Annotated in this window: 5 protein-coding genes; 3 read left to right on the top strand and 2 right to left on the bottom strand. The window is 63.7% G+C overall.

What is annotated here, in order from left to right; all coding sequences use genetic code 11:
- On the top strand, positions 1–356 hold a 356-nt coding region (locus N792_RS14095; RefSeq protein ID WP_052103566.1), incomplete at its 5' end, for a hypothetical protein.
- 49 nt (positions 357–405) lie between these two features.
- Positions 406–1,493, top strand: a protein-coding gene (locus tag N792_RS06465; protein ID WP_224743842.1) for an IS3 family transposase whose coding sequence is annotated in 2 segments (ribosomal slippage) — positions 406–658 and positions 658–1,493 — 1,089 coding nt in all. Because the reading frame shifts where the segments join, the coding sequence is not laid out codon by codon here.
- A 1,097-nt stretch (positions 1,494–2,590) separates the two neighbouring features.
- Here the strand turns inward: N792_RS06465 and N792_RS06460 are convergent.
- Positions 2,591–9,160, bottom strand: coding sequence for an NACHT domain-containing protein (locus N792_RS06460; protein WP_156969313.1), 6,570 nt, complete (start codon positions 9,158–9,160; stop codon positions 2,591–2,593).
- Between the two features lie 91 nt (positions 9,161–9,251).
- On the opposite strand from N792_RS06460, the gene N792_RS06455 reads away from it, so the two are divergent.
- Entirely contained in the window at positions 9,252–10,388 is a 1,137-nt protein-coding gene (locus N792_RS06455) for a hypothetical protein (RefSeq protein ID WP_156969312.1), read from the top strand.
- Between the two features lie 240 nt (positions 10,389–10,628).
- Here the strand turns inward: N792_RS06455 and N792_RS06450 are convergent, their stop codons facing one another.
- Entirely contained in the window at positions 10,629–11,165 is a 537-nt protein-coding gene (locus tag N792_RS06450) for a hypothetical protein (protein WP_156969311.1), read from the bottom strand.
- Positions 11,166–11,536: the final 371 nt, after the last annotated feature.

Here is an 11,536-nt window from a genome sequence, read left to right as displayed (position 1 = left end):
AGCTCACTTTCGGCCCGTTTTTACACGAATCCCTGCCGACCCTCTATCTGGTGAACCCCGCGGTTGAGATGACACTGGAGCTATACGTCTCTCAGCAACTCGAGGAGGCGCTGACTGTCCAGTACGAACGAATCAAGGATCGGCGTGTCCGGGACACTTTCGTCAAGCGCCTGGAAAACCAGATCGAGACACTGCTCAAGGACTGCATCGATTGGGACTTGAAAGAGCCGACCGAGGCCCAGCTCAGTTACGCGACGCTTGTAGCCAAGCAAGTTGGCATTTCCCTGCCGAGCGAGGCACGCAAGTATCGGTTCCACGCCGCGATGTTCCTGGAGGGTAATCCCCCCACAGGTTAGCTGACCCCAGAAGTGGAATTTTCTCGTACGCTTTCCCGAGGAGGTTCCAATGAAGAAGTCCCGCTTCACCGACAGCCAGATCATCGCCGTGCTCAAGCAGGCGCAGGCCGGCACGCCCGTCCCGGAGATATGCCGCGAACACGGCATCAGCTCGGCCACGTTCTACAAGTGGCGCAGCAAATTCGGCGGCATGGATGCGTCGATGATGTCCCAGCTCAAGGAGCTGCAGGACGAGAACCGGCGGCTGAAGAAGATGTACGCCGACGCGCAGCTGAGCGCCGACCTGCTGAAGGAAGCGCTCTCAAAAAAATGGTGAGGCCATCTCAACGCCGGGAGATGGCCCGAACAGCGATCGAGGGCGGGCGCACGAACATTCGGCACGCCTGCCGGACCTTCGAATTGAGCGAGACCTGCTACCGCTACCAGGCCACGTCGTCGGACGAGAATGCACGCATCGCCGACTGGCTGGTGCGGCTGACCACGGCGTATCGCGATTGGGGCTTTGGCCTGTGCTTCCTGCACCTGCGCAACGTCAAAGGCTTTGGCTGGAACCACAGGCGGGTCTATCGCATCTACCGGGAGCTGGAGTTGAACCTGCGGATCAAGCCGAAGAAGCGCCTGGTGCGGGAGAAGCCCGAGCCGCTGGCCGTGCCCGATACGATCAACCAGATCTGGTCCATGGATTTCATGCATGACCAGCTCAGCGACGGCCGGAGCTTCCGTCTGTTCAACGTGCTGGACGACTTCAACCGCGAAGGGCTGGGCATCGAAGTGGACCTATCGCTGCCGGCAGCGCGGGTGATCCGTTCGCTGGAGCAGATCATCGAATGGCGCGGCAAACCCCGTGCGATCCGCTGCGACAACGGGCCGGAATACATTAGTGGCGCGCTGCTGGCCTGGGCCGAGCGACAGGGCATCCGGATTGAGCACATCCAGCCTGGGAAGCCACAGCAGAACGCCTATATCGAACGCTACAACCGCACGGTGCGTTATGCCTGGCTGGCCCGGATCCTGTTCGACACCATCGAGCAGGTGCAGGACAAGGCCACGCGCTGGCTATGGACGTACAACCACGAGCGCCCCAACATGGCACTCGGCGGCATTACCCCGATACAGAAACTGGCACGTGCCGCTTAGCTCCACTTTTGGTGTCCGTTAAAAACGGGGGGATTACCAACCCAATTATGCAAAAACGGCCGAATTTCCATAATTATGGAAATCCCGCTCGGCATGCATAATCGTTGGTGAGATGCTCGAAGAGGTGCCTCCTACTTCCCCACAGCCCGTTTTGACGCTGCTGTTCTAGCCCCGATAGCCAGCCCTAATCCCCTGCCCGGCTTGGGCCGCTCCGGCCAGAAGCGGTCTTTAGATTTCTACGAAAGCCAGGCCGGGGAGCTTGGCGCACGCAGCTTCGCATATTCCTTGATAGTCACGAACTGGACCGAACAGACTTCGCAGATGCCTAATGCCCCGAATCATTAAGCTGCGGGAGCGGCCGCTCTAGGTTGTATCCACCGTTCGGCATTTTCACTGAGAACCGACCAAGACCATCCCCGGTGGGTTCACGTCTGACAGATCTCGCCTCGACCCCAGGCGTGTTTGGGCTAAGTCAATCAGTCTGCCGCCTAAGATGGGGTAACCCAGAACCAATTGGGCAACAGCCTGTTGCCCAATTGACGTTGAGGCTGGAGACACCATCTGATGCCTGTGCCAAGCTGAACTTACTGCGCGTTCCCAGCCGAATTTTGGGCAGCAGACTGCTGCCCGAATCGGGGTTGGACAATCATTCAACCAGTTTCGGTTCAATCAATCCGGTTTGACGGTGCTTGCAGCGCCAAGAGACCAATTGCTCGGAAGGCACGGCTGGTGCGCCAAGGTTCGTCCAACAGGCTGTTGGACAATTGCAGCTGGCGTTATTGGCCGCCATTCCGAACGTCGGTTTCCGGCCACAAGCGGACATTCGCAAATAACGATTTGCTCTGCTACGAGTCTCTTCCCCAGGTGTACGAATCCAAGCATTCGTATCCGCCCTAAGTCACAGGATGGCCCCAGCGCTGGCGACCAAGACTGGACGGTCTGCATGCCCTTGGGCGTGGAACGCGCGGCATGGTCGTGGTTCGCACATGCATCCGCAGATCTGTCGCTGCGCAAAGGAAGATCACGGCGCACGAGTACGGTTCGGCGATGACCTTGCCGGTGCTCCCGCGCGGCCACGGCGGCGACATAGGGCCACGCTAGTACTTAGAGTCGTCGAGTTCGTTCGCCCGGCCAGGGTAGTAGCTCAGCTCGAGCGACGAATTCAGCCGGATGACCGCGGTGGTGTGCCAGTAGCGGGTGGGCTCGCTGCCGTAGCCTCCGGCGCGGCGACGCAAGCGCACCAGCCACAGCAAGTCTGCGTCGCGGGCTGCCAGGTACGCGCGCACGAGGTCGGTGCGGCACCACAGGCGCGAGCCTTCGCTTGCACCTTCCTCATGTCGGCTCGACTCGATCCACGCGTCGGCCCGCAACACGGTCTCGCCGGCGGCGTTCTCCCAGGTGCGGTCGAAAGGTTCGACCGATCGCAGGTTGCCGAACGTGGTCGCATCCTTGCTCAACCGCGGGCGCTGCACCGCGCCGTCGGCGCCCAAGGCGTCCGTTTCGTCCAGGTGCGCATAGGCCTCCTCGCGCACGATCCACGGCAGGTAGGCGCATCGCGCCGAGGTCACGCCGTCGTCCTCGTACGCCTGCAGCTGCGGCAGGTACGCCTGGAAGGGCACTTGCGCCGCCACGTCCTTGGCCAGCGCGACGCTCTTGTCCCGCGGCGCCAGCGCCGACATCACCCGGATCTCGATGCCTTCGTTGGATTGCCAGCTGCCGTCGACCGTGAGCCACTCTCCGATCGCCTCGCCGATCCCAAGCAGCGCCTGCAATTCCGACGGGGCCGCGGTGAGGTCCACCGACGATTCGCCGACGATCGTCAACGAGACCCATGCGTCCAGCGGCTGGCGGTCCGTGCCGTCCGCTAGCCACAAGCCGTCGGGGTGCGTCAAAGTCTCGCGCAACAGCCAATCGGCCCAGGGATCGTCCACCTCGTAACCAGGCCACACCACCGCATGCTCGGCGAGCAGATCTCCCGCCACCGAGAACCGGGCGTGCCACGCCAGCTGCTCGCCGTAACCCTGGTATTCCGAGTCGATACCGCGGGAATAGTGGTCCCGCCCCGGCCGTGATCGTCCTTTCCGATCGCTCATGTATGCGATCTCGGCGTCGTGTTGGCGAACCTTGGCGACGAGAGCATCGACCGTTTCCCACTGCGGCCGCCGGAACAGGCGCGCCAGCGGCGAGACGTCGTCCTTGCTGAAGTCGTAATCCAAGTGCAGTTCGGGCTGGGGCTCGGCCATACCTTCGGGGCGCATGGAGGAGAAATCGCTCCCGTAGTAGTTCTTCTCCTTCCTGATCGCGAAGCTCGAACGGTTGACGCGCTTCAGCTTCTGGAGGCGCGCCTTGGACAGGCTCACCTGACCCGCGTCCGCGCACGCCAGCAAGGCCTGCGCCGCGAAATGCCGCCGAAGCACGTGGCGGTCTGCGGAGTCGAACGCGATCGCTTCGAGGAAGTCGGCGTGTCGAGCGATGTCCTTTGGCGCCTCCAGCGCGATGCGGGCCATCGCGATCAGCAACCACAGCTGGGCGTGCTGGTAGAAGACCGGCAGTTCCGGCGCCTGAAAGGGCGCCGCGTCGCGGCGCCGATACTTCGTCACGACGGCATCCAGCACCTCGGCGCGTCCCAGGCGGACCGCCGTGCGCAGGCTATGGGCGGCCAACCACCGCCGCCGAGTGACCGGCGATCCGAGCTGGAACCAGATCATGCCCGCGGTCGCCTCGACCGCATCCCCGGTGAAGCTCAGCGACTCCTGCCATTCGCCGTCCTCGGTGTTGGACGCCAGCCGCGCCGGGCCGCTCTGCAAAAGGCGCGTCAGGGACTGCTCGCCCACGCCGGGCGTGGTTCGCGCATTGAACTCCGCAGCGAAGTTGAGCCACACCGAGGCCGGCACCGGCATCTTGGGACGGGTGAATTCGTCAATCAGGAGCATCAACACGTCGCGACGCTCCAGACCGCAAATCTCCTCGAGGGCGCGGACATGCGAGATCGCCAGGTACTCGAAGGAGATGTACTCGCGCGCGTTCACGCGTGCGATGACCGGCGCGCACGCCTTGAGCGCGTCAGCCACGGCGAGCGAGGCGCCCGCCCATTGCGCCTTGCAGGTGCGCAGCTCCTGTTCCTTCTCGTAGAGGCTCAACATCTCGAGCCGCGCGATGAGCGCGAGATAGTCAGGCCAGGCCTGGAAGGCCACCTTCGGACGCAGCGAATCGAGGACATCGCCCGAGAAGCGCATGTTCCGGTGATGCGTGCGGGCCGCATCGAGAACGCGCCCCACCGCGACCTCATCGAGCGGATCGATGCCATCGGCGAGCTGCAGGATGTGCGCCTTCGCCGCGGCCTGTTCGGCTTCCCAGGTTCGCGGCGAGGCATCGGCGCCCGACGCCCGCCAGTTCGCGCGCGTGTTGTGGTCGTCGCGCTTCACTTCGATCCGGTCTGCAGCGGCGTCCAGGTATTGGCGCTCCCACGCGTTCTCGCCCAGCACCGCGCCGGCAAAGCGGGCGAGCGCGCGGGGCGTGTCCGAGCCCAGTGAACCGGGGTTGTTCTGCAGGTACTGCGTGACGAGTTCGGTGGCCACGCCGGGGGCGCGTGCCGACGGCTTGCTTTCGAAGGTGGCGACAAGCTGCGTCGTCCCGCACACGTACAGCTCCGCCGGGTTGGACAGTCGCAGCAGCGTCATCGCGAGGGTCGCATCGAGCTTGTCGTCCTGGACCAAGGCCCGCACGTACGGCAACAGCGTGTAGTCCAACGAGATCCGACTGCGATCCTGCCATCGCGCCAGCTTGCCCAGCCCGGCCAGACCGGCCGCCCTGCTCATCGCGGCGCCGTAAGAACCCCAGCTGAACTTCTGCTCCTCGCCCAGGTTGAGCTCGCAGATGTTGGACAGAGCGTGGCTCTCACGCTGACCGAGGCCCTCGCCCGTCAAGGCGCCGGCGAAGTGCATTAGCCCCTCGACGTAGCGGTAGTCGCCCGAGCCGATCGCGTCCATCTGCTCGAGCCCCTTGCGGAAATACGCGACTGCTTCGGCGGGGCTGGCCATCGCGATCGCCTGACCGAGTCGGGCGAAGTGCTTCGCGCGATCGGTGACGTCGTGTTCTCTCTCGGTAGCCGCGTTCGCCTTGATCGCCAGCGCACCGGCCATCGCGTGGAAGGCCGGCCGCGATGCCAGCAAGGCGACGAGCCCAATCAGGTTCGACAGGGGGGTGGTGTCCGACTCGCTGGCTGCATCGATGTAAGCGGTCACCTCGTCGGCAGGAAATCCGTCATTCGCAGTGAGAGCTACCGCGAGCAAGCGCTCGCCGACCGCGTTGTGCTGCTGTTGCGCCGAGTGTCCGCCCGAGTGGTAATCCGAAGTGTTGCGCAGCGTGATCCACCGCGCCGTCAGCGGCGACAAGGTTGGGTTGGCGGCCTCCGAGCCGACCAGCGCCTGCGCGGAGTCACGCGCGAGGTCCAGCCACCGCGACAGTCGCCGGGCGATGAACTCCTTGGCCGACGAGTTGTGGCTGTAGTGATAGCGCGAGTCTTCCTTGGCGTCCCGAGCGGCCTTGGCCTTCGCCTGGTAGTCCGCGTCCAGTGAGTCATTGAGGGCCTTGCGGAACTCCTCGTCCGGCAGGTCGGAGGGCAACGTCGCCGCGAGCTCGGCCAGCTCGCGCGGCAGCAGGTGGCGCGGGCCAATCGGCGTGCCGGCCGCACAGCAGGCGATTACCTGCCGGGCGATATAGGTGGCGATCTCACCCGTCCAATACGACGAATCCATGAACACGTGCAGGCTGGGCGGGACCAGCGGCACCGCCGCAAGGATCGCGGTCGCCTGGGCGGGCATGGCCATGCGCACCGCCTTTGCCGCGGCCTCCACCATGCCCTTCACGAGAGCGCGTTCCTCGGGTCGGTAGTGGTCGCGAAGCTTCACCGGACCGCTCGCCGTGCACGTTGCCGCAAGCGACTCGAGCTGGGCGCGCTGCTGCTCCGGATTCCCGGCCGTGTAACGGATCGCTGCGGCGATTGGCCCGATGGACGCCAGTGCGTCGACGCAGGCTCGGATTACCTCGGGCGGGAGGATACGCGCCGCTTCGGGCCGTCGCGCCAGCTCAAACATCGCCTCGGCAACGTCGTACCCGTACTCGGCGCTGACCCAACCCGACAGGTCCCGGGCCGCGGCCGTGCCGTCGCCCTTGAGCAGGCGGCAGAACGGGAGCGACGCCATGTCGAGCACCGTCGGGTGCGCGCGGTCGTGCTCGTCGTTCCTCTGATTGAAATAGTGCTCACGCCACTCGTAGACCCACTGGGCGTGCCAGATCGCCTCGGCGGTCTCGCCCATCAGCGCGTGCGCGATCGCCAGGCGGGCGTGGCGGGAACCGGGCCATTTGGTTCGCGCATCGAACATGCGCCGAAGCGAATCCGGATCGGCCGACGCGACCACCAGATCGGGGTAGTCCAGCAGGTACGTCGTTCCCCGCTGGTCCATCGCCGCCAAGGTCGACAACTCGACCAGCAGGGGCACGAGGCGGTCGAGGTCGTTGACGCGAACGGCGTGCGCCACCGCGGCGCGCAACCGCGCATGGCGAACCGCCTGCTGGCCCACAGTACCGGTGATGCTTGCCGGCAGCCGCTCGTCGAAGGCGAGCTGGAAGAGCTTCTCGCCATCTTCGAGTTGCAGCAGCAGGTCGGGGAGCGTGGTGGCGGCGTAGGCCGACTGGGCCTGCATGGCGAACAGGTTGTTTGCCAGCTCGCGCAGCGGCGCCGCGTCGCCGGCGTACTTCCGCCGGATGAGCGTTTCCGTGGGCTCATCGCGGAACATCAGGCCGTGCTTGGTCTGCTCCAACAGCGGCGACAGGTCCGCAGCGAAGCTGACGACCGCACCTTCGGGCATGCCATTGACCTGAGCGAACTCCTTGAGCGGAACCGGCGGAGGCAGGGTCGCCAGGCCTGCGAGGAAGGCGCGGATGCTGTGCTCGGCATTGCCCAGCTTGCGCGCCTCTACCAGGGCCTGGTCGATGCGGTGCTGGATGAGATCGTCCAAGTCGATTGGCTTGTCGATCTCGCTCGGCGCCAGCAGGTCCGGTTCCGCCGCCAGGTGCTCCAGCACGCGGGCGTTGCCTTTAGACCGGGCCTGCCCCACCTGGACCATGACTTCGGTCAGCTTGGTTACTCGGGTGCGCAGGAACGCCCGGGTTTCCTGCTCGACGAAGGGCTGCAGTTCGAGCGCTTCGGCGGAGATCTCGCCGGTCGCGGCCAGCCGCCGGTGGGTTCGGGCGCTGACGACGACCTGCAGGCCGCCAATGGGAGCGCCATGCTCCAGGCTCTGCAGCAACAGGCGCGGGAACGAATCCTGATTGCGATCGCGGGCGATCTCGCTGGCGTTGTCGATTGCGTCGAGCAGCAGGACTAGCTGCCGGTCCGCCGAGCCCCGGCGCAACGTCGCGACTACCTGCTCCAAGCGCGTGCGGAAGGCGCGGAGGATGTCCTCGCTATGGCTGGTCGATGGCAGCAAGGGGTCGCACAGGCCCCGACAGGCGAGCTCATTGGCGATGTGCACCAGGCCGCGGCTCGGCAGGTGCCTGCTGTCGTCCGACGCACGGTATTGGCCCATGCCGAAGCAGTCGAAGAGGATCGTCTCGTGCTGGTCACCCAGGCGGGCGGCCAACGAGCTCATGAAGACCGTCTTTCCGAAGCCGCCCTCGGCATGCACGACCAGCGGTCGTGTGAGCCGCGGGATGCGTTTGACGGTGTCGTCCAGCTGCACGCGATCGACGACCTTCCCGATCGGCGGAAAACTCGCCGGTGCCGGAAGCAGGTCCCGGTTGTCGGACAGGTGCAGCGCAGCCAGCACGTCCGTGCGCACGATGACGTTGTGGTGCTGCTTGACCAAACCGGCCTTGTCGCGGGCCATGTCGCGGATGTCCGCAAGCCGGCGGCGGGCCATGTGGTCCCTGGCGTCCGACCAGTCCACCAGAGTGAGCGCGAGCTGTTGCTTGTTTTCGCGCAGATTGCCCGTCAGCCCGATCATTTCCAGGCGCGCGGCAAACTCGGCGAGATCCTTGCCCGTCAGCTTGCAGGCGGCCGCCACCTGCTTCGCCTGCGCTTTTGCCTCGCCCTTGAGCGGGCTTCGCGCCGCCAGCCCATTGATGGCCTCGGCCAGCGCGGGCTCGATCGGCCGGTTGGTGACCAGCTCGAAGCGCAACTTCTTCCGTGCCTTCTCGGTACCAAGCGACCTCTTGCAGGCGCGATACGTGCGTGCGAACTTGCCGATGGTCTTCTTGGCGTCGGCCGCACGAAAAGGCTTGTGTTCGGCCGCCTTGGAGTACTTCACTTGAACCGCGACCACGCGATTTGCGTGCTGAAGGGTGGCACTGCGTCCAAAGTACAGGACCGCGTCGGCGATCTCGTTGCCTTCGGTCGAGACACCGCTTTGGTCTTCGTTGGCGAAGCCTTCAACGGCGATGCCGACCAGCTCGTCCCGGGGCAGCAGCAAGCCCAAGCACTTGCGAGCGACCCATGCTTCGTGGAACTCGTGGCCGTCGCGGGAGGCCCGGACGGTGTCCACCGCCGGGCGTGTCCGAGGCTTCGCTTTTGTCTTGGCCTTGGGCGACGCCTTGGGCTTCGGCGCGGCCTTCGGCGGCGTCGCCGTCTTGCGCGTTGCCGTGGATTTTCGCTTCGCCTTTGCCATTACCTGTTCCACCGAGACCCCCTGCAAGGATACCGGGGTGGCGTCTGCCAGGAGCGGCATCGAGGAGCGAGCGGGATATAGTAGTGGGCCCATGACGAAGGGCTATGAAAGGAATGGGATGGGACAGCGCGTTATCGCCGATAACTGGTCACTGCAAGCCGTCAGCGCATTGCTGACGACAGGACTCGACCCCGAGGACAACCCAGGTATCGGCCCGCTCACCGATCCGGCGCAGGCGGCCCAGCCCTTGCCGCAGGCAGTGATCGACATCGAAGCGTTGTTCGACCTGCTGACCGACGTCCTGCTACGCGATCAGATTCTGGTCGATGACCGGTTTCACGACGCCTGGTTCGGCCAAGGTGAGCCGCTCAGCGAACTCGCGAGGCGTTCCATCGTTCGTCCACACGGATTCCTGGATTACCCCGAGCGCCTCGAGGCCCCGAGGAACGGGTTCCTGGCTAAGCTGTTGCTCAACGAGACGATGTCGAAGGAACAGTCGGACAACGAGGCCGCCTGGGACCGGGATCGGACGACGCCACACACGTTCACGTCGCAACTGGTCTGGGGCGGCGCTGGCATGCTGGCACGGGCGTTCGTCTACGCAACGCCATATACGCCGCATCCGCTCCGGCGACGACTCTTCCAGCGCGCTGGCGTCGCATTGCCTAGTCCGCCCACAGCACTGGGTGAATTCAAGCAAGAAATTGCCAAGCACCGAGACCAGTTGTATCCAGCCTCACCGAAGGACGACGGCGTCCTAGGCGTGCACGTCGTCCTTCCGGCCCTGCCTGCGCTCGTGCTCAGAGAGGCTTCGTCGCTCGAGGACATGTTCGTGGTCGCATCGCAAATGCGCGACCGACTTTCCGAAGTGCGCGCGTGGCTAAGCCAGTTCCAGGAGGCCATTTCGGCGGGTGAGTTCAAGGCGATCTCGGTGGAGCGCAAACGTCTGGCTACCTTGGGCAAGGACGTCGGGCGTGCCTTGGGCAAGGCACCGGCGGATGCGCCGACGCTCAACATCGGGTGGGGCTGGTTCAAGCTGAACTTCAAGCCCGATCTCACGGGCTGGATGCCAAAGTTCGATCGCGTGCAGACACAGGTCAGCGCGCTGACCTTCGCTCCAAGCGGCCACAGGGAACTGGTAAAGCTGCTGGGCTTCTTGGGCCACCAGCACTCGTCGGTCGCGACGCGCACCATCGAGCATTTCGCCAAGCGCGCAAGCGTCTTCTAGTTCAAACGTTTTGGGCCCGGTATGTGACCACTGGCCACATTAAGAGGTTCTGCCGAGGTGGCCCAATTGCCGCTTTGGATCGAAAGCCGACCTTCCCTACCCCCGATAACGCCCCCCTAATCGGGATATCACCGTCTTCCCGGGGCGCTGCCGATGACTGCCAAGCCATTCGACTCTGACCATCGGAGCTTGGCCCCATTTGCAAACTCTTCGCCCACATATCAGACAGGCCCCTATTTACTACCCAGAATTCCTGTCGCCGCGAAACCACTTCGAATTGAGCGCCTGATCCAAGCGCTCGTCATCACTCTCTTTGTGTGGGCACTCCATCGAAATCCCTGGCCGTTCAGTAAATAAAGAATCGAACATCCACGGTCTCGGCGAATGCTCAACTGGAAAGAAGATCCAATCGCCCTTCATTTTGGCGAATGGGCGCTCCTGTTTGAACTGCAACTTTTCCCACTCATCCTCATTATTGACATACATTGGGCCAGGCAGCCCCACGCCCACCACCCGAACATTCCTGAGCTGTCGACGAAGCCTTTCCTGATACGCAACGGCACCCGGACACTTCCTGGTCAGAAATACTTGCGTCGCGTCAAATTTCACAAAGTGAATGCTACCGTTGGCTACCAACATCCTCGGGTGGTGATAATCAAAATCGTTGCAAGACCATATGGCGTCCGAGCGCGCGATCGCAAGGATCGGCTCGATAGAATCACCGACCGTTGCGCCGGATTCCTTCCAGCCACGCACACATTCATCGGCGACGAACACGCAATAATGCAGGTGACTCCTCACCAACGTGTAGAAAAGCAAGTCACACGTAGAGTCAGGAAGCCCAACGAGAAATCGCCATCGCTCAACTCGTTCGAACTCTCCAATCGAACCGTGGATACTCGAACACGTCTTCCTCCATAGCCAAAATCCAATTGCAACCGGACAACATTCCAGCAGCTCATCGGGATTTCTCTCATCCTCCTCGAGCTTCTCACCGAACATCCGATAAGGTGTATCCAGACACGCTGGATGACGCCTCCGATAGCGATTGATGAAAATCTGCATAACACGTCGACAAGCACTTCGGTACCGACCGGACAGATCCAGAGTCCATCTGAGTTCCGGATCGGCATGCGAATCTCGATACG

The sequence above is a fragment of the Lysobacter concretionis Ko07 = DSM 16239 genome, assembly GCF_000768345.1.
GTDB classification, from domain to species: Bacteria; Pseudomonadota; Gammaproteobacteria; order Xanthomonadales; family Xanthomonadaceae; genus Novilysobacter; species Novilysobacter concretionis.
The sequence above is the reverse complement of the archived record's forward strand: the minus strand, read 5'-3'. Positions and strand labels throughout refer to the sequence as shown.